This is a genomic window from Terriglobales bacterium, from assembly GCA_035624475.1.
Lineage (GTDB): Bacteria > Acidobacteriota > Terriglobia > Terriglobales > Acidobacteriaceae > DASPRL01.
In genome coordinates this window covers 1-18,381 of the sequence record DASPRL010000134.1, presented here as the reverse complement: position 1 = coordinate 18,381, position 18,381 = coordinate 1, and the positions used below count along the sequence as shown (strand labels likewise).

16 protein-coding genes are annotated in these 18,381 nt (G+C 67.5%); 7 read left to right on the top strand and 9 right to left on the bottom strand.

The features are described 5' to 3' along the window. On the top strand, positions 1-1,732 hold a 1,732-nt coding region (locus VEG08_05815; GenBank protein HXZ27503.1), incomplete at its 5' end, for a HEAT repeat domain-containing protein. Positions 1,733-1,756: 24 nt separating this feature from the next. Here VEG08_05815 and VEG08_05810 read toward each other — a convergent pair. Together VEG08_05810 and VEG08_05805 are read right to left on the bottom strand one after the other, a co-directional pair. Further along, positions 1,757-3,646, bottom strand: coding sequence for a TolC family protein (locus tag VEG08_05810; GenBank protein HXZ27502.1), 1,890 nt, complete (start codon positions 3,644-3,646; stop codon positions 1,757-1,759). Between the two features lie 217 nt (positions 3,647-3,863). Further along, the gene (locus tag VEG08_05805; protein ID HXZ27501.1) at positions 3,864-5,270 is read right to left on the bottom strand and encodes an efflux RND transporter periplasmic adaptor subunit; all 1,407 of its coding nucleotides are present in this window, start codon (positions 5,268-5,270) and stop codon (positions 3,864-3,866) included. A 256-nt stretch (positions 5,271-5,526) separates the two neighbouring features. Between VEG08_05805 and VEG08_05800 the strand changes: the two genes are divergently transcribed. The 5 genes from VEG08_05800 to modC are packed head-to-tail and all read left to right on the top strand — an operon-like array spanning position 5,527 to position 10,554. Then, positions 5,527-5,940: a helix-turn-helix transcriptional regulator gene (locus tag VEG08_05800; GenBank protein ID HXZ27500.1), complete on the top strand. Its 414-nt coding sequence runs from the start codon at positions 5,527-5,529 to the stop codon at positions 5,938-5,940. 21 nt (positions 5,941-5,961) lie between these two features. Then, on the top strand, positions 5,962-7,662 hold the full coding sequence (locus tag VEG08_05795; GenBank protein ID HXZ27499.1) for a hypothetical protein: 1,701 nt from the start codon (positions 5,962-5,964) through the stop codon (positions 7,660-7,662). Continuing rightward, complete coding sequence (locus VEG08_05790; GenBank protein ID HXZ27498.1) at positions 7,659-8,630, top strand: extracellular solute-binding protein; 972 nt, start codon at positions 7,659-7,661, stop codon at positions 8,628-8,630. The genes VEG08_05795 and VEG08_05790 overlap by 4 nt, the downstream gene beginning before the upstream one ends. Before the next feature lie 8 nt (positions 8,631-8,638). After that, positions 8,639-9,445: an ABC transporter permease gene (locus tag VEG08_05785; GenBank protein HXZ27497.1), complete on the top strand. Its 807-nt coding sequence runs from the start codon at positions 8,639-8,641 to the stop codon at positions 9,443-9,445. Continuing rightward, positions 9,442-10,554: a molybdenum ABC transporter ATP-binding protein gene (gene modC, locus VEG08_05780; protein HXZ27496.1), complete on the top strand. Its 1,113-nt coding sequence runs from the start codon at positions 9,442-9,444 to the stop codon at positions 10,552-10,554. Before VEG08_05785 ends, modC begins: the two co-directional genes overlap by 4 nt. 63 nt (positions 10,555-10,617) lie before the next feature. On the opposite strand, the gene VEG08_05775 is transcribed toward modC, so the two are convergent. From VEG08_05775 to VEG08_05745, 7 genes are all read right to left on the bottom strand, one after another. Continuing rightward, positions 10,618-11,304 carry a lipid-binding SYLF domain-containing protein gene (locus VEG08_05775; GenBank protein HXZ27495.1) on the bottom strand — a complete coding sequence of 229 codons (687 nt, stop codon included), beginning with the start codon at positions 11,302-11,304 and terminating at the stop codon, positions 10,618-10,620. 81 nt (positions 11,305-11,385) lie between these two features. Next, the gene (locus VEG08_05770) at positions 11,386-13,593 is read right to left on the bottom strand and encodes a SpoIIE family protein phosphatase (GenBank protein ID HXZ27494.1); all 2,208 of its coding nucleotides are present in this window, start codon (positions 13,591-13,593) and stop codon (positions 11,386-11,388) included. A gap of 149 nt (positions 13,594-13,742) precedes the next feature. Next, positions 13,743-14,513 (bottom strand): LytTR family DNA-binding domain-containing protein, encoded by a 771-nt coding sequence (locus VEG08_05765; GenBank protein ID HXZ27493.1) that lies wholly within the window; start codon positions 14,511-14,513, stop codon positions 13,743-13,745. A 115-nt stretch (positions 14,514-14,628) separates the two neighbouring features. Continuing rightward, on the bottom strand, positions 14,629-15,135 hold the full coding sequence (locus VEG08_05760) for a zinc ribbon domain-containing protein (protein HXZ27492.1): 507 nt from the start codon (positions 15,133-15,135) through the stop codon (positions 14,629-14,631). A gap of 31 nt (positions 15,136-15,166) precedes the next feature. Then, entirely contained in the window at positions 15,167-15,661 is a 495-nt protein-coding gene (locus tag VEG08_05755) for a hypothetical protein (protein HXZ27491.1), read from the bottom strand. Next, positions 15,658-16,254 (bottom strand): sigma-70 family RNA polymerase sigma factor, encoded by a 597-nt coding sequence (locus VEG08_05750; GenBank protein ID HXZ27490.1) that lies wholly within the window; start codon positions 16,252-16,254, stop codon positions 15,658-15,660. Before VEG08_05750 ends, VEG08_05755 begins: the two co-directional genes overlap by 4 nt. Positions 16,255-16,308: 54 nt before the next feature. Next, the gene (locus VEG08_05745) at positions 16,309-17,490 is read right to left on the bottom strand and encodes an acetyl-CoA C-acetyltransferase (GenBank protein HXZ27489.1); all 1,182 of its coding nucleotides are present in this window, start codon (positions 17,488-17,490) and stop codon (positions 16,309-16,311) included. Between the two features lie 255 nt (positions 17,491-17,745). Here VEG08_05745 and VEG08_05740 point away from each other — a divergent pair. After that, the coding region (locus VEG08_05740) for a hypothetical protein (protein ID HXZ27488.1) at positions 17,746-18,381 on the top strand (636 nt) is incomplete at its 3' end.

Genomic DNA, 18,381 nt, shown 5'->3' with positions numbered 1-18,381 from the left:
AGCCCCTCTGCCCGGCTACGGAACGGGCAGCCCCATCGGACCGCCCGGCAGCGCCGGTGCTGTGGGCGCCGGCGGGCCCGACAACATCACCCGCATGGTGGAAGGCTACTTCGAATCCAGCATGCTCGATTCCAAGGACGCTCCCCAGCGTTCCTACACCGAACTAGCGCGGGTCATCCGCGAGATGCGCCCCGAGTTCGTGCTCTCGGCCTTTCCTCCTTCGCGGCGGGAGGAGTTGCGTCAACTGCCCCCCGACCAGATGGCGGCCGAGATCATCGAGGACACGGCGGTCAAGTGGGCGGCGGAGCGCCTGGTGCAGGCGCCCACCGGGCAGGATGCCGTCATCGTCGAGGAAGAGGTCATCCGCGTGCTCCTGCGCAGCCTGCAGGCCACGCAGGCGGCCGGCCGCCTGGCCGGCAAGCTGGCCTCCATCATCAAGGACTACAAGATCCCCAAGTCCACCTACGAGCGCATCCAGGACGAACTGCACTGGATCGTAGTCCCGCCCAAGGAGAAGATCGAGCGCTTGCTGCAGACGCAGCACCTCAACGTCCACGAGTTCCGCCGCCTGCTGGAGCTGCTCACCGAACTGATCAAGCAGGGCGACCTGGACACCGCCAACAAGCTCGGCAACCACTACTTCACCATCTTCGATCTCACCGAGGAGCCCGAGCCGCAAGAGATCAGCCGCATCCCCGACCTGCTGCGCACCATGGCCGGGGTGCGCAGCGAGTTCTGGCAGGGGGTGGCGGTCCGCCTGTGCGACGTCCTGAACCGCTGGCCGGAGAAGCCCTTCCTCCACCAGCAGATCCTCAATGCCCTGATCGCCTTGTGCCGCACGGTGGCCCTGTACGAGGACTTTGAATTGATCCAGGCCGTCTCGGCAGCGCTGGAGCGGCTGGTGGCCAGCGCTCCCGACCCCCACGCCAAGTGCTGTAGCAAGACCATGGCCGGGCTGCTCACTCCCAACGCGGTGGAGCGGGTCATCGAGATCTTCACCCAGAAGCGCGACGACCGCCCCTTCACCCGCCTGGCTGCGGACCTGCTGCGCGGGGCCGGGCCCGCCGCCATCGTGAAGGTCTTTCGCCAGCTCGAGGAAGAGCAGACCACCGGCAACCGTCTCGCCCTCATCCGCCTCATCACCAAGATCGGGTCGCCCGCCCTCGACATCGCCCGCCAGCGCCTGGGCGACGAGCGCTGGTACGTGGTGCGCAATGCCTGCAAGCTGCTGGGCGACCTGAAAGACCCGGAGATCCTGAAGACCCTGGCCCCGCTGCTGCGCCATGCCAACGAGCGCGTGCAGAAGGCCGCGGTCACCGCCATCCTCGACAGCCGCGATCCCGGGCGCGCCGCGGTCCTCTCCGAGGGGCTGCCCTACCTGCATCACCAGGTGGTGGAGGACGTGCTGGGAGAACTTCTCTTCCTGAAAGATCCGGTCAGCCTCCCCGCCTTGGAGCGCTTCATCTTCCGTGACTCCCACGGCAAGGCGCGGCTGCTGGTGCTGGCGGTGCAGGTCCTGTCGGCCATCCCCGGCCCTCAGTCCGAGCACCTGCTGGGCGCGGTGATGGCCGACGACACGCTCGACCCGGCGGTGCGGCGGGTCGCCATGGGCGCGTTGAGCCGCATCCCTTCCGAGGCCTGCGAGCAGATGCTGCGCGAATTCGCGGGCAACGCCGGCCAGGATCCGCTGGCGGCGGAGTGTGCCCGCACCCTGGCCGCCATGGGCCGCTAGGCTGGATGCTCCACGGTCTTCCTCTCAGTTGCCTCCACTCGTGGGCAGGGTCACATCCGTGCGCGGCTGCACGTAGGGGGCCTGGGGCAGGCGCGTCACCCGCCCGTTCTCGGCGTCGTCGATGGCGATGTTATTGTGCTCCAGGGTGAGGCCGGTGACCTGGTCCAGGTTGACGCGCGACTGCGCGTAGGCCGTCTCCGCCGCGACCAGGTTCGATTCTGCCTGCACCAGGTCCCGCTGCGTCTGCAGCACCAGGGTGGTAGTGGACGCTCCTACCTCGTACTTGTCCTGCTCGGCTTCCATGGTCTGCCGCGCCAGGTCCACGCCGGCGCGCGCCGCATCCACCAGAGCGCGGTTCTGCTCCACCGCGAACTTCGCGTTGCGCACCTGGATACCCACCAGGTTCTCTTGTTGCTGCATGAAGACTTGGGCCTGGCGGTACTCCAATTCCGAACGCACCTGGTCGGCTTGGGCGCTGCGATTGCGGATGGGGATGGTGAGGGTGAGGGCCACCGTGTAGGTGGGGAAGTCGCCGCTGGTGGCGGCACTGAAAGCGTCGCTGTAGCCGCCGATCGAGCCGGAGGTGCACCCGCTGGCGATGCACAGAGGATTCAGGGCCCCCGCCAGCCCGCTGCCGCCGTAGCTGGCCACCAGGTCCAGGGTGGGCAGCAGGGCGTTGCGCGCCGAGTGCTTGCTGATGTCGCGGTTCCTGAGGTCGATGCGCGATTGTGCCAGCTCGGGCCGGTGGGTCAGCGCCTGGTTGACCAGGTCCTCCACCGGGGCCACCGGCTCGGTGGCCGGGACCTTGACCGTGTCCGTGGGGATGACCGGCGCGCTCGCCAGCATCGGGTCTTTCTCATTGCGGGTGATGGCGTTCTTCATCAGCAACTGCTGCAATTGCAGGGTGGTCTGGGCGACGATCAGGCTCTGTTGGCGCGTGGCCAGGTCGCTCTGCGCTTGTACCACCGCGATGGGCGCCAGCGTTCCGGCTTGCACCTGGGCCTGGTTGTCGGCCAGGGTCTTCTGGGCCAGCTTCACCGAGTCTTCTTGCACCCTCACGGCTTCGTAGGCGGCTACCAGGTTCCAGTAGAGGTTTTCGATCTGGGTGACGGTGGCGATGACCTGCTGCCGGAAAGCGACATCCGCGATCTCGCGGTTGTTGCGGGCGATCCGCATGAAGCGCAGGTTGGAGGACAGGCCGATGCCGGCCAGCAGATGCTGCCGCAGACCCACGCTGAAGCCCGCGTTCAACGCCGGGTTGAGCGTGGTGCGCAGGCTGTTGGTGGTGGCGCGGGAGTTGTTGAACCCCACCGAGACCAGCGTGCCCGTGGGGAAGCCCTGGACGTAGGAGAAGTTGGCCACCCCGGTGTTGTTCTGCAGGGTGGCGGTGCCGCTGGTCACCACGTTGGAGAGCGGCGTGGTGGCATGGGTGAGGCTGAGGCTGGAGGTGAAGATGGGGTCGTAGGAGTCAATGGAGGCGCCCACCCCGGTTTCGGAAGTCACCAACCCCGCCGCCCCGGCCCCGGCCCCGCCCGCGCCGCCGCTGGTCCCGCCGGCGCTGGTTCCACTGGTCGCTCCGATGCCGGTACCGGTGCCGCCGGGCGTGTTCTGGACCACGCCGCTGGAGACGCCCCGCACCCCCGAGCCCGCCTTGGCGCGCAGGATGTCGGTGTCGGCGATGGGCAGGTTGTAGCGCGCGATGACCAGGTCGAGGTTGTTCTCCAGCGCCAGCGCGATGGCGTCGTTCAGCGACAGGTAGAGCTTGCCCTGGCGTACCACCTGGTCGATGCGCGGGGTGTTGGCCAGCGAGGGCGGCGGCACGATGCGCGGCGCGTAGGGCAGCAGCACGTTGGGAAACTGCGATCGCGACTTGGCGTAGTCCTCCTGCTGCGCTGCCAGAGGCGCTGCCAGCACGCTTGCCAGGAGACCAGAGACTAGGATTCGCAACAGGGAGCGCAACATAAGCTTCTCCTTCCAGGTAAACACGAATACGGCGGGCCGGCGGCCCGCCGTGATGGGATCCAAGAATGCCAAAGGTCCGAACGTGGCCGGGACGGAAGACCATCTCCCGTGGGAGAGCCCGTCGTGAGCAGCGGTCTGCCCGCGCCTCGGCCGCGATCCTCGTGACCGGCTAGCGTCGTGGGCCGCCCGGACCCAGCGAGGGAGGACCACCCGTCGTGGCCGAGCCCGTCACCAGCAGGTCTCCTTCTTTCAGATCGCCCTGCAGCACCTGAGCCAGCGCCGTGAAGGTGTGGTCGGTGATGCCAGTGCGGATCTTCACCGGCTGCAGCGTTTTGTCGGGCAAGAGCTTCCAGACCACCACGGTATCGCTGGCTTGCAGACCTTCCATCTCGCTCGGTGTCGCGCCCGCTCCCCGGCCGCTTCCCTGGCCCCCGCCTTGCCCGCGCCCTCCCTGGGTCCCAGCCTGGCCGGCGCCTCCGCCCTGCCCTTTCCCGCTACCCTGACCGGTCGCCGTCTTGCGCGCGCCGCCCACGTCGATGCCGTACTTGGCGTACAAGTTGCGGATGGCCTGGGCCGGCAGATCGGGTTTGTAGCGCAAGGCTCCGTTGGGGATCTTCAGCACGCCGCCGGCGTTGGCCACCGGAATGTTGACGTAGGCCGTCATCCCGGGCAGGAGCTTCATGTCGGGGTTGTCGAAGTCGACGATGGTGTTGTAGGTCACGACGTTCTGCACCACCGTCGCGTTCAGGCGGATCTGGCTGACTTTGCCCTTGAACATCTGTCCGGGGAACGCATCCACCGTGAAGGTGGCCGGCTGGCCCATCTGGATCTGGCCCACATCGGACTCGTCGGTCTGGGCGTAGACCTGCATCTTGGTCAGGTCCTGAGCGATGGTGAACAGGGTGGGGGCCTGCAGGGAGGAAGCCACGGTCTGGCCCACGTCCACGTTGCGCGCCACCACCACTCCGTCGATGGGCGCGCGGATGGTGCAGTAGTTGAGGTTGGTCTCGGCCACGGTCACCGCGGCCTTTTTCTGCGCGGTCTGGGCATTGGCCTGGACCAGCTGCGCCTGGGTCGCCGAGACCGCGGCCTCCGCCGTGTCGGCGTTGGCCTTGGCCAGGTCGAGCTGCTGCTGGCTCATCACGCCCTTCTGGGCGAGAACCACGGTGCGGTCATAGTCCGCCTTGGTCTGCACCGCGGTGGCCTGCGCCTTCTCCAGGTTGGCCTTGGCCGCTGCCGCGTTGGCGACCGCGTTCTGGTAGTCGGCCCGCGCCTGTAGCACCGCGCCCTCGAACAGCCGGGGATCGATCTCGGCGATCACCTGTCCCTGCTTCACCTTGGAGTTGAAGTCGGCGTAGAGCTTGGCGATGGTGCCGGAGACCTGGGAGCCCACCTGCACCGTGATGACGGCATTGATGGTGCCCGTCGCCTGCACCACTTGATGGATGTCCCCGCGGTCCACCTTGGTGGTGAAGTACTGCACCTCGTTCTTGGGCTTCAGGAAGAATGCGGCGGTCAAAACGACCACCAGCGCGACGATCAGCAGCAGTAACCAGCGGCGTTGCAGTAGCTTCAAGATGGCATCCTTGCCGGGGAGCTATGAACCCCCCGATTCGATCTGACCCAACCTCATGCTAACCCTTTTGGAGGACAAGAGTTGCGCTCCCAAGCCGCCCGGACCAGGGAGCGCTCCCTGCCTGCCACCATGCTAACCCTTCGCCGGGCAGCGCGAAAGTCCCCCAAAACGGCGGGCCCTGCGCCTCTTGGATTCGCATACTAACGTATTGACATAGCTGTTCCGACCACACTATAACGTTGTGCCGGAGACTGCCATGGGCAAGAACCTGGTCCTGCTGCGGCCGCGGGATGCGGCCCGGATGCTGGGCATCAGTTATCCCACCCTCAAGCAATGGATCTATCACGGCAAGCTGCGCACGGTGAAGACGCCGGGCGGACACCATCGCATCCCCGAGGCCGAGCTGGACCGCTACCTGTACCGCGCCGGGGAGAAGCCGGGAGCGGGCGCGCGCCGCAACTTCCGCCGCATCAGCGGGCGCAACCAGTTGGTGGGACGGGTGGTAGAGGTTCGGTTGGGCGGCCTGCTGGCTCAGGTCACGCTCTCCATCGGCGGGCAGCACATCACCTCCATCGTGACCGCCGACGCGGTGCGCGAGATGCGCCTCCGGAAGGGCGAGACCGTCGCCGCCCTCATCAAGTCCACCGAAGTCATGCTCCTGCGAGTGTGAAAGCCAGAGGGGGGAGAATCGATGAAGCTCGTTGCAACCTGCCTGTTGACCGTGCTGCTGTCCGCTGTGCTGCTGGCCCAGGCCGGGCCGGCCACCCAGGATCCCACCGGCCATCCAGCCAAGCCGGCCGTGGTGACGGTCCAGCAGCTCCAAGCTCTGCAAGACGCGCTCGCGGCGCAACAGAAGCAGATCGACCAGCAGCAGCAGGAGTTGGAAGCTCTTCGCCGGCAGTTGGCCGGGGGGAGCGCACCGCGGGTCACCGATGCCGCTCTGCACACCTCCAGCAGCGAATCCACAGCCCGCGCGGTCGTCGGGGACCCTGTGGCGCCGGACGAAGAGAAGCCCAAGGAATCCCCGCTTTCTTTCCGCATCGGGGGAGCGGAGTTCACCCCGGGTGGCTTCGTGGACTTCGAGAACGTCTTCCGCACCACCAACACGGGGAACGCCTCCTCGACCAGCTTCGGCTCCATTCCCTTCAGCAATACGATCCAGGGACACCTCACCGAGTTCCGCGCTACGGGCCAGTACTCCCGCTTGACCCTGAAGACCCATGCCAGCTTCGGGCAGAATGACATAACCGGCTACCTGGAGGCCGATTTCAACGGCAACGATCCGGCGAATGCCTTCGTGACCAGCAACAGCCATACCGCGCGCCTTCGTCTGTACTGGCTGGACCTGAAGCGAGGCAAGTGGGAGTTCCTGGGAGGCCAGACCTGGGGGTTGCTGGAGCCCAATCGGGTTGGGGTGTCACCCATGCCGTCGGATCTGACCCTGGGCTACACCGAGGACGGCAACACGCACGTTGGTCCCTATTACACCCGCACGGCAGAATTCCGTGTGGCGTACCACTTCAACGATCATGTGGTGTGGGCAGGATCCGTCGACAACCCCCAACAGTATGTCGGCACGGGTGAAGTCATTTTCCCCTTCGCCTTCAACGCCCAATTGGGGCCGCAGTTCGATGCCGGCAACAACCCCGGCACCCCGAATGTGGCCCCCGATGTGGCGACCAAGGTCGCGTACGACAACGTTTTTGGAGGGCGGAACTTCCACGCGGAGGCGGGAGGCCTTCTGACCACCGTCAAGGTCACGGACTTTCCAGTGGGCGGAACCGAGTTCACCTCGCACTCCAGCGTCGGGGGCGGCATCGAGGCCGGGCTGAACTTCGATCTCTTCCGGGACGCGCAGGGGAGGAATCTCCGGTTCGTGGGCAGCGTGCTGTGGGGCAACGGGATCGGCCGCTACCTCACCGGACTGGCGCCGCAGGCGGTCATCGTCCCCATCCCGACGGGTCCGACCACCTTTACGGTCGACATCTCCAAGGTCCATTCCGGCGGGGTGTTCACCGGTCTCGAATTCCTGCCGTGGGCCAACACGCAATTGGGCGTGTATTACGGAGGAGTCTACGCGCAACGCAACGCGTTCAAGGACGTGACCTCCCCCGTCATCACCACGATCCCCTGCCATGCGGGGGATGTGGCTCCTTTCCATCCCTGCATCGGTTTCGGCGGGCCCAATTCGCCGAACTCCGCGAACCGGGCCGTCCAGGAGGCGACGCTGGACTGGACACAGACCTTCTGGAGGAACCGGGAGTATGGGGCCGTGCAACTCGTCACGCAGTGGTCGTACCTGACACGCGCTCCCTGGTTTGTCGCTGCGGGCGCACCCAAGAACGCTCATCTGTTCATGTCGTACGTGTCGCTGCGCTACGTGCTGCCATGAGAAAGCTCTGGCTCCTGCCCTCGCTTGTCCTGCTACTTCTCAGCGCCCCAGGCGCGACGGGAGGCGAGAAGGGCAACGTCTCCGTGCTCTATGCCGGCTCGCTGGGCGCGCTGATGGAGAAGAGCGTGGGCCCGGCCTTCGAGCGGGCCTCCGGCTACCACTACCAGGGAGAGGGCCAGGGCTCGGTCGGCGGCGCCCGTGCCATCCACGATCGCCTGCGCGCTCCCGATGTCTTCATCTCCGCCGACCCGGCGGTGAACGATCGCATCCTGATGGGGCCCGCGAACGGCGGCTTCGAGAGCTGGTACCTCACCTTCGCCTCCGGCGAACTGGTGCTCGGCTACAATCCGCGCAGCCGCTTCCGCGACCTCTTCGAGCAGGCCCAGGCCGGCAAGCTGCCCTGGTATGAAGTGCTCGCCCGGCCCGGCGTCAAGCTCGGCCGCACCGACCCCGACCTCGATCCCAAGGGCTATCGCACGCTCTTCCTTTTTGAGCTCGCCGAGGACTACTACAAGAAGCCCGGGCTGGCGGCGCTGCTGGGCCCGCCCGGCAGTTCCGACCAGATCTTCCCCGAGCCCGAATTGCTGATCCGCATGGAATCGGGTCAACTGGACGTCGCCGTCTTCTACAGGCACGAGGTGGTGGCGCACGGCATCCCTTACATCGCGCTGCCCGGCGAGATCAACCAGGGCGACCCTCGCTTCGCTGCACTCTACGCCGCCCACTCCTTCACCACCACCAAGGGACTGAAGCTCACGGGCTCGCCGACGCTGTTCACGGTCTCGGTCCTCAATCCCGCCAAGAACCCTGCCGGGGCCATCGCCTTCGTGCGCTTCCTCGGCTCGGCCGAGGGCAGGGCCCTGCTGGAGAAGGCGGGACTGCGGGCGGCCTCATTGTCGTTGACGGGGGACGCCTCGGCGCTGCCGCCGGAGTTGAAGCCCTTGATCCAAGAGACCCGTTCGCCGTGAGACGCCGGATGGAATACGGTTTCCTGCCCTTCGCCCTACTGGGTGGAGTGCTGCTGCTCTACCTGGCGGCGCCGCTGCTCTGCCTCTTGTTCCAGGTGGACTGGCGGGGCGTGAGCGCGGCCCTCGGCGACGCGCGCGCTCTGCGTGCCATCCGGGTCTCGCTTCTCACTTCCACCGTCTCCACGGCGGCCATGACCTTGCTGGGCGTGCCTCTGGGCTACGTGCTGGCGCGCGCCCGCTTCCGCGGCCGCCGCTTCCTCGCCGCCTTGGTCTTTGTGCCCATGGTGCTGCCGCCCTTGGTGGGAGGAATCCTGCTGCTGCTTCTCTTTGGTCCGTACGGGCTGGCGGGAGCGCGCTTCGAGGCCCGCGGCATCGCCCTGGTGAACTCCCTGAAGGGTATCGTGCTGGCCCAGGTGTTCGTGGCCGCGCCCTATGTGGTGATCGCCGCCATGTCGGCCTTCGAGGCCGTGGACGAGCAACTGGAGCAGGCCGCCGCGACTCTGGGCGACTCCCGCTGGCGCACCTTCCGCCGCGTCTCCCTGCCCCTGGCCTGGCCGGGCATCGCCGCCGGCGTTACCCTGGCCTGGGTGCGCACCCTGGGCGAGTTCGGCGCCACCCTGGTTGTCGCCTACCATCCCAACACCGTCCCCGTCTTTCTGTGGGTGCAGTTGACGGGCGAGGGTCTGTCGGCGGCGCTGCCCCTGGCTCTGTTCCTGATGGCGCTGGCCGCCGTCGCCATGGCCGCGATCTTCCTCCTGGGCCGGCTGCCGCTGCCGGGGACACGGCCGGGGCGGGAGCCGCTGCGCATCCCATGAACCCTGGTGGCGAAGCGGCGCTCCTGGTTCGTGTGCGGAAGCAGTTCGCTTCCGGCGGCAGACGCGGTTTTCAGTTGGACGTCGACCTGGCCCTGCCTCCGGGCATCACCATCCTGTTCGGGCCCTCGGGCTCGGGCAAGACCACGCTGCTGGAGTGCGTCGCCGGGCTGCGCCGGCCGGAAGCGGGACGCATCGCCGCCAACGGCCTCACCCTCTTCGATTCCAACCAGGGGATCGACCTGCCGGCCGCGCGGCGCGCCATGGGATACCTGTTCCAGGAGCTGGCCCTGTTCCCCCATCTGACCGCCCAGGAGAACATCGAGTACGGCCTGGGGAGGCTGGCGCCCGCCGCGCGCCGCCAGCGCAGCCGCGCTCTGGCCGAATCACTCCACATCGCGCACCTGCTGGAGCGCTATCCCCGCGAGATCTCGGGCGGGGAGCGTCAGCGCGTGGCCCTGGCGCGCGCCCTGGTCATCCAGCCGCAGGTCCTGCTGCTCGACGAGCCCCTCTCCGGGCTCGATGCCGCCGTCCGCTCCAAGATCATTGAAGACCTGCGAGCCTGGAATGCGGCGCAGCGCATCCCCATCGTGTATGTCACCCATGCCCGCGACGAGGTCCACGCCCTGGGAGAGCGGGTGGTCGTGCTCGAAGAGGGCAGGGTCCTTGCCCAGGGCACTCCGCAGGAGGTCCTGGAGGCCCCGCGCCACGAGGCCATCGCCCAGCTCGCCGGCTTCGAGAACCTCTTCGACGCCACCGTCCGCGCGCTGCATCCGGCGCAGGGAACCATGACCTGTCGCCTGCAGGGGAGCGAGGTGGACCTGGAGGTGCCGCTGATGCGCGTGGAAGCCGGGGCCCGGGCGCGCATCGCGGTGCGGGCGGGCGACATCCTGCTCGCCACCGTCCCGCCCGCCCACCTGAGCGCACGCAATGTGCTCGCCGGGACCCTGGCCTCGATCCAGCAGATGGGCGTCACCGTCGTGGCCAAGGTGGATTGCGGGGTCCGCGTGGAGGTTCACCTGACTCCCGGCGCGCGCGCGGCCCTGGAGCTACGGCCTGGCCTGGCGGTCTGGCTGGTGCTGAAGACACACTCCTGCCACTTGGCGGGCTGAGCCCTTCGGGCGGGAAGTGGAGTGGCGGGCCGAAGGTTCTTCGGCCCGCCGGGTCGGGCTGTCCTACTTGTGAGTGGGCGCGTGCTGCTCCAGGGCAGCCAGGAACTGCTTGCCTCCGTCGGTGGGCATCACCGCACCCTCGCGCACGATCTCCTTCGCGCTGATCTTCTTGTCGTAGAGGCGCTGGTTGGCGTCTCCATCCTGATGCAGGGTGGCGCCGTCCAGCGAGACTCCCGCGAACAGGCCGCTGGATCGCGAGTAGGTCACCAGGTCCGCCCCGCCCACGCTGCTGGCCGTGCTCTGGGCGCTGCTGGGACCCGCGGTGGCGCTGGCGTCCGCCCCCACCTTGGTCTTGTCCTGCAGGATGGCGTTCACACCCTTGTCGTCCATCACCAGCAGGACGAAGTCGGTGGAGGAGCCGCCCACCTGCAGTCCGACGCTGGCCCCGCCGATGCTGTACATGGCGGGCGCCGACCACTTGCCGTTGAAGTTGGCGCCGCTGCGGCAGCTCAGGGCCCCGCGGCCGCCGCTGCCGCCCACGATCAAGCCGCCCTTCTTCACGTTGGGGAGCACCAGGATGCAGCGGGCGCTATGCAGCAGGTCGGGCGAGATCTTGGGCGCCACGTCCTGCAGCACGGTGGCGGCATTCCTAATGGTTTCTTCGTCCTTTTCCTTGCTGGCGCCCCAGGCAGGGAGAGCGATCAGGACCACCAGCACGGACATGAGGAACCAGGGGAAAGCTCGTCTCATGACATCCTCCTTAGACACCAGTCATCCTAGTCTCGGGGCGCAAGCGGCGCAACCCGAAAGGCGTAATCCCGCTGGGAAGGGCTAGCGCGCCCGCGCCAGCACCACGGTGACGTCGTCGGGCTGCTCCTGTGACCCGATCCAGTCCTCGACCGCCGCCAGCACCGCATCGCTGATCTCGGCCAGCGGCAGGCTGCGGTTCTCGCGCACGATTTCGATCAGCCGCTCTTCGCCGAATTCCCCGAAATCGTTCTCCGGCTCGGTGACGCCATCGCTGTAGGCCAGGAAGATGTCGCCGGGATGCAGCTCCATGCTGGCTTCCTGGTGGGAGATGTTGTCGAACAGCCCGATCACCAGCCCGGCGGCGCGGTCCAGGCGGCGCACGGCGCCGTCGGCGCCGATCACCAGCGGCGGCAGGTGTCCCGCGTTGGAGTAGGTGAGCCGCCGCACCTGGCTGTCGTACAGCCCCAGAAACAGGGTGGCGTACTTCTCCGCCGGAGTGCTGTGGTAGAGATGGCGGTTGAGCAGCCAGAGCACGCTGGCGGGCGACTGGATGCCGTTGCTGGAGACCAGCGGCGTCCCACCCTGGCCGGCGCGCGCCGCCGACAGCGCCGCCTTGCCCGCCACCGCCATCTCCGCGGGCTCCGGCATGCGCCCGAACTCGTAGGCGCGCACCGCCGAGTGGATGGTGGCCATCAGCAGCGCCGCCGAGATGCCTTTACCGCTGATGTCGCCCACCGCGATGGCCATCTTGCCGCTGCCCAGCGCCAGAAAGTCGTAGTAGTCGCCGCTCACCACCCGCGCCGGCCGGCACACGCCGTGCACCTCCAGCGACTCCAGGTGCGTGGCTTGCGCGGGGAAGAGCTGCGCCTGCACCTCCTGGGCGATGGCCAGTTCGTTCTGCAGGCGCTCCTTCTCGCGCTGCTCGGCCAGCAGTTGCTCCAGCGATTCCGCCATGGAGTTGAAGGAGGTCTCGAGCGCGGCCAGTTGGTCGCGGGAGCGCACCTGGATGCGGTGCTTCAGGTCGCCGCGGTTGATGTGCTGGGTGGCCTTGTAAAGCTCCGCCACCGATCGCGTCATGGTGCGGGTCAGGCCCAGCCCGATCAGGAGCGCGAACAGCTCGATGATGCCGAAGCCGATGGCCAGCCCGATCAGCGCGTACACCATCGCATCAGCTAACTTCCCCAGGCTGCCCGAATAACCCGAAAACAGGCGCAGGTAGAGCGCCGAGGCGCGGCTGTCCACCAGAACCAGGGTGAGGGTGGGCGTGCCGCTCTGCCATTCCGTGGTGCCCAACACGCTGCCCAGATCTAGTTGGCTGTCCAAGCGAAAGATCGGCGCGGGGACGCTGCCAAAACGGACCGCACCCCCATGCTCGGCGCTGCCCGGTTGACCGAACTCGATCTCTTCGCTCCCCGCCTGGATGCGCACCGGGGACCTGCGCCGGCTTTCCGGGGGTGGGGACGTGGTGGTGGGCCCGCGGACCACGGCGCTACTGGGAGCGTAGAGTGTGATCTCGCCGAAGTTGCCGATGATCTTTTCGAGCGAACTCTTCTGCAGGGGCAGGTCAGCGATCACGGTGAGCGCCGCGCCGTTCGCGGGAACCACCGTCAGGGCGCGCAGGTGCAGGCTGCGGTCCGCATCGACGGTCAACCCGGTGAAGTGCTCCTTGGCCCACTCCGGCAAGGTGGTTGGCGTGGCCGGCCCCGAAGCCGCGGGCCAGGTGGCCGCCTGCCCGCGGTACCACGCAGTCATCCGCAGGCCGGGGAAGCGCTCCTGCAGAGGTTGCTGTCCAGCCAGCGCCGAGGTGGTGGCCAGGGACAGGGGACGGTCATGGGTCAGCTCCGCCGCGACCTCGCTGGCCACGGTGCTGTTCAACATGTCCAGCCGGTGCACGCCGGCCTGCAGGTCGGCGTTGATGACGTACGCGGAGAACTGATTGGTGAACAGGTATCCCGCCAGCAGCGCCATCAGCACCACCAGCGCCACCGGGATCACGCCGATAAAGACGTAGGTGACGATGAGGCGGTTGCGCAGGCTCCAGAGCAGGCGGCGCCGCATCCAGCCCAGCAGCAGCAGCAGCGCCAGTGCGCCCAGCAGGACGTTCAGCACCGTCACCCAGGAGCGCAGCCCGGTGTGGACGGGGCTGGAGGGGATCAGCAGCAGCAGCTTCCACAGCACGTAGAGGAACAGGTCCAGCACCAGCAGGTAGAGGGTGAAGCGCCCCAGCCCGCTCTGCGGGATCCGTCCCGCCAGCCTGCGTCGCAACCATCGGTAGGAAGTGGAGGCCATCGAAGACTGCGCCTGTTCCTCTCGATTATAGATTGCCGACGGGCCCTCGCCGGCCGCGCCTGCCGGCGCAGAGGATGCTTCCCGGGACCCCGTGGCTCAAGGGGATTGTAAGGGCAGTCTGGGAAGCTTCTGTGAAAGAAGGGCGGGCGCTACAGCCCGAAAAGCTCGCGCAGGCGCTTGGTCTGGGCCCGGCTCACCGGAATCTCGGCCTGCTTCTTGTCGTCCATGCGAAGCTGGTAGGAACTCTTGAACCAGGGCACCACTTCCTTGATGCGGTTGATGTTGACCAGGTAAGAGCGGTGCACCCGCCAGAACAGGTTGGGATCCAGGCTCTCCAGCAGCTCCTCCAGGGTGCGGCAGTTGGACTGGCCCTCCACCGCGGTGGTGGCCACGGTGATCACGCCGTCCTCGATGGAGGCGTAGCAAATGTCCTTCTGATCCACCAGGAAGAGCCTCCCGCCGAACTTGAGCACGATCTTGGAGGCGGCGGGATTCTGCGCCTCCAGCATCTTGACCAGGGTCTCCAGCTTCTCGGCGGGAGCCAGGTCGCTGCTCAACTTCTTCCGTACCCGCTGCACCGACTGCGCCACCCGCTTCTTGTCGAAGGGCTTGAGCAGATAATCGACGGCGTTGACCTCGAAGGCCTTCACCGCGTACTGGTCGTAGGCGGTGGCGAAGACGATCTGGGGCAGCGGTACCTTCTTGTCCACCAGCCGCTTGATCACCCCGAAGCCGTCCAGCCCGGGCATCTGCACGTCCAGGAAGACCAGGTCGGGGGCGTGCTCGCGGATCAGGCTCACGGCCTCCACGCCGTTCTTGCCCTGCGCCACCACCTCGACGTCGCCCACCGACTTCAGCAGGTAGGCGAGCTCGTCCCGCGCCAGTTGCTCGTCGTCCACGATGACCGCGGATAGGGACATCCCTGTCTTCTCCTGGAATCGGTGTTAGGAGTATAGCGGCCGTGCTTCTGCGGTGCAACGCGCGGCCCCTCCGGATGAGGGGCCGCAAGGGGGGAGGGAACGGTGGGCCCGTCCCCTACGCCGGGGCCTTGGAGGGGCCCGCGCCCGACAGCGCCGCGCCGCAGTACGGGCAATAGACGTCGCCCGCGTGCACCGTGTGCTGGCAGCCCGGGCAGGTCGGAGTCAGCTTGCAGCTGCACTTGGGACAGAAGTTGAACCCGGCCTCCACCTTGGTGCCGCACTGCGGGCAGCTCACCTGCAGCGGCTGCCGCATGAAGAAGTACAGGATGAAGCCCAGGGCGTTGGGGATGAACATGACCACCACCGTCCACAAGGCGCGGCTCATGCCGCGGCGGCCGGCGTCCACGTTCACGTAGCCGACGAACAGGAAGTAGACGAAGATGATGATCCCCGTCACCCCTCCCAGCCACAGCCGCACTCCCGGCGGCGGCGGGTCGTGATGATGCGGCACTATGTGGTGGAAGAGAAACTGCATGCACAGGAACGCCACCACGGCCAGCGTCCATGCCCACCAGGGAATGATCTTGACCTCGTTGCTCAAGCTGGTCTTCTGTCCATTCATCGCAAATTCTCCTCGAACCCCGATGCCGATCTCACTTGACCCGGCGCGGCGGCAGCGCATGCCCCGCTTGGCGGGCCCATCTTGACCGCTGTCCCAGCAACACCGCGATGACCATGGCCGGCAGGAACCAGGCGCCCACGAACACGAACTGCCAAACCCCGTTGGGCAAACTCAGCTTCTCGCCCAGCCAGGCGAAGCCGCTCCACAGCAAGGGCAGCGTGACCATCCCCACCACTGTGGTCAGCACGCCGGAGGCCCACAACAGCAGCGAGCGGCTCCGGGCCTCGTCCAGCTCCTGCGCCCGCATTCGCACCTGCAGGCGGGTGGCGCGCACCATGCCGGGATCGGCGTTCACTGCCATCCAGCGCAGCGTCTCCAGGGCGTGGCGGGTGCCGGCCTCGGCCCGGGAACAATCGGAGCAATCCTCCAGGTGCTGGCGGAGCCAGGCCTGCTCCGCCGCGGAGATGCCCTCCACGCGGGCGGCATCCATCAGGTGGCGAGCGCGTGCATGCACGTCCTGGGTCATGCCCGGCCTCCTTGCAGGGCCTGGCGGATCGCCTCCAGGCCGCGATACAGTCGCGACTTCACCGTGGACACCGGCGCGTCCACCACGTCCGCGATCTCCTCCAGCTTCAAGTCTTCCTGGAAGCGCAGCATCAGCACCTCGCGATAGACCGCGGGCACCTGAGCAATGGCCACTTGCACCCGCGCTTCCTGCTCCCGCCCTGCCAGCGCCTCGTAGGCCGAGGGTTCCTCGGCCGCAGGCTCGAAGGGCGCCGTGCCCTCTTCGGGGTCGCGCAGCGCGTCCAGGCTGGCTGCCGACTTGCGCCGCAGGCTGTCGATCAGCAGGTGGCGCGCGATGGCGAACAGCCAGGTCTCGAACTTGGACTTGCCGTCGTACTGCCGGCCGCGCTCCAGCACCCGCACCCAGGTTTCCTGGAAGAGGTCTTCGGCGGCGGTACGGTTGCCGGTGAGGTACACCAGATAGCGGAAGAGCCGGTGTTGGTACTGCTCGATGAGCCGGTCCAGCACCTCCGGATCGCGGTGCCGGAGTCCGCGCGCGATTTCCGTGGCTTCGTCCTGCATCCAGGTGACCGCGTAATAGGCTGCGAGGCTCATCCTAGCCTCCTATACGCAGGAGGCTGAAAAAAAGACGCACGCCTGCGGCCGCGCTCAGGCCACGTTCTCCAGCGCCAGCGCCATGCCCATGCCGCCGGAGACGCACAGGGTGGCGGCGCCGTGGTGGGCCTTGCGGCGCAGCATCTCGTGCAGCAGGGTGACCACGATGCGCGCCCCGGTGCAGCCGATGGGATGTCCCAGGGCGATGGCCCCGCCGTTCACGTTCAGCTTGTCGTGGTCGAAGTGCAGTTCGCGGTCGCAGGCCAGCACCTGGGCGGCGAAGGCCTCGTTGAGCTCGATGAGGTCGAAGTCGGCGACCGCCAGGTCACACTTCTCGCGCAGCTTGTGCATGGCGGGCACCGGGCCGATGCCCATGGTGCGGGGATCGCAGCCGGCACTGGCGAAGTCCAGCACCCGCGCCAGCGGCTTCAGGTGGTGCTTCTTCACCAGGGTCTCGCCCGCCAGCACCACCGCGGCGGCGCCGTCGGTGATGCCGGAGGAGTTGCCGGCGGTGACGGTGCCGGTCTTGGAGAAGGCGGGCGGCAGCTTGGCCATCTTCTCCAGGGTCGCCCCCAGGAAGGGATGCTCGTCGCGCTCGACTACGGTGGCGCCCTTCTTGCCCTCCAGCGTCACCGGAACGATCTCGTCCTTGAAGCGCCCGGATTCCATGGCCGCCTGGGCGCGCTGCTGCGAGCGCAGCGCGTAGCGGTCCTGCTCCTCGCGGCCGATCTTGTACTGCCCGGCCAGGATCTCGGCGGTTTCGCCCATCACCATCTTGGCCATGGGGCAGAAGAAGCCGTCGCGGTACATGCCGTCCACCAGTTCCTGGTGGCCGAGACGAAGACCCCAGCGCGCGCCGTCCAGGTAGTAGGGCAGGCGCGACATGGATTCGGCGCCGCCCGCCAGCACGCACTCCAGGTTGCCCAGCGCGATCTCCTGCGCGCCCAGGGTGATGCATTTCATCCCCGAGGCGCAGGCCTGGTTGACGGTGTAGGCGGGGACCTCGGCGGGCACGCCGCTGCGGATGGAGACTTGGCGCCCGGGATTGGGTCCGCCGCCGGCCTGGCGGGCGTTGCCGAAGATGGTCTCCTGCACCTGCTCGGGGGCGAGGCCGGCGCGCTCGAGCGCAGCCTTGGCGGCGATCACGCCCAGATCCACCGCGGTGAGCGAGGCCAGCCCGCCCCCGAACTTGCCGATGGGCGTGCGCGCCGCCGAAAGGATGTAAACGTCCTGCATCAAGACCTCCGCAGAGCAGTCAGTCTAGCATCAGGGACGCGGTCGTCGGCCGAAACCAGTCGTTGGTCGTTCGTCGTTGGTCGTTGGCCGAACCCGACCATCTCGTTGCGCTCGGGCTCAAGAAGAAACGACCATAAGCCCTGAGGCAGCCGGGGCTTAGCGGTTGACCTGCAATTGACCGCGGGCGGATTGACCGCTGGGAGCGGCGGCGGGATAGTCGGCGGCATGGCAGACATGGTGCAGGGCGAAGTCCTATTGGCCGCTCGAGCTCGGGCCACCGCCCGCCGGGCCGCGCTTCCACTCGCCGTTCTCCCGTTGAACCTGGTGGACCGGCTCTACGTGGGCTACTTCCTCGGCCTCGGAGTCCTGATCTTCGCCCTGCACCAGCGCGTACCGGCATGGCCGGCGTTTCTGGAGGTGCATGCCGTGTGCCTGGCGGCGGTGCTGGCGCTGGGCGCCGGCGCCCGCCGCAACCGCGTCTGGAACTTCCTGCATGACTGGTACCCGCTGCTGGCGTTCATCGTCTGCTTCGAGGAGGTGGCGCGGCTCTCGTTCCTGCTGGTGGATGGCTGGCAGGACGCCGGGCTGCTGGCGCTGGAGGCACGGCTGTTCGCGATCCCACCCACGCTGTGGCTGCGGCAGTTCGCCTCGCCGCTCTTCACCGAAATGATGGAGCTGGGATACTTCTCCTACTTCGGGCTGCTGATGATCGTGGGCGGGGTGCTCTACGGGCGTGCGGACCGGCGCCCGTTCCGCCAGGTGATGACCGCCAGCGTGCTCAGCTACTTCTTCTGCTATGCGGTGTTCCTGCTGTTTCCCACCGAAGGCCCGGCGCACACGCTGAGGCATGGCGCGGCTCTGCCCGGCGGGCCCTTCCACTGGGCGGTGCTC

Excerpts from the sequence above, each read along its gene's own strand:
- VEG08_05755 (HXZ27491.1), bottom strand. The coding sequence starts at position 15,661 with ATGACCCAGGACGTGCATGCACGCGCTCGCCACCTGATGGATGCCGCC.
- VEG08_05790 (HXZ27498.1), top strand. The coding sequence starts at position 7,659 with ATGAGAAAGCTCTGGCTCCTGCCCTCGCTTGTCCTGCTACTTCTCAGC.
- VEG08_05775 (HXZ27495.1), bottom strand. The coding sequence starts at position 11,304 with ATGAGACGAGCTTTCCCCTGGTTCCTCATGTCCGTGCTGGTGGTCCTG.
- VEG08_05795 (HXZ27499.1), top strand. The coding sequence starts at position 5,962 with ATGAAGCTCGTTGCAACCTGCCTGTTGACCGTGCTGCTGTCCGCTGTG.
- VEG08_05750 (HXZ27490.1), bottom strand. The coding sequence starts at position 16,254 with ATGAGCCTCGCAGCCTATTACGCGGTCACCTGGATGCAGGACGAAGCC.
- VEG08_05800 (HXZ27500.1), top strand. The coding sequence starts at position 5,527 with ATGGGCAAGAACCTGGTCCTGCTGCGGCCGCGGGATGCGGCCCGGATG.
- VEG08_05760 (HXZ27492.1), bottom strand. The coding sequence starts at position 15,135 with ATGAATGGACAGAAGACCAGCTTGAGCAACGAGGTCAAGATCATTCCC.
- VEG08_05770 (HXZ27494.1), bottom strand. The coding sequence starts at position 13,593 with ATGGCCTCCACTTCCTACCGATGGTTGCGACGCAGGCTGGCGGGACGG.
- modC (HXZ27496.1), top strand. The coding sequence starts at position 9,442 with ATGAACCCTGGTGGCGAAGCGGCGCTCCTGGTTCGTGTGCGGAAGCAG.
- VEG08_05745 (HXZ27489.1), bottom strand. The coding sequence starts at position 17,490 with ATGCAGGACGTTTACATCCTTTCGGCGGCGCGCACGCCCATCGGCAAG.
- VEG08_05785 (HXZ27497.1), top strand. The coding sequence starts at position 8,639 with ATGGAATACGGTTTCCTGCCCTTCGCCCTACTGGGTGGAGTGCTGCTG.
- VEG08_05765 (HXZ27493.1), bottom strand. The coding sequence starts at position 14,513 with ATGTCCCTATCCGCGGTCATCGTGGACGACGAGCAACTGGCGCGGGAC.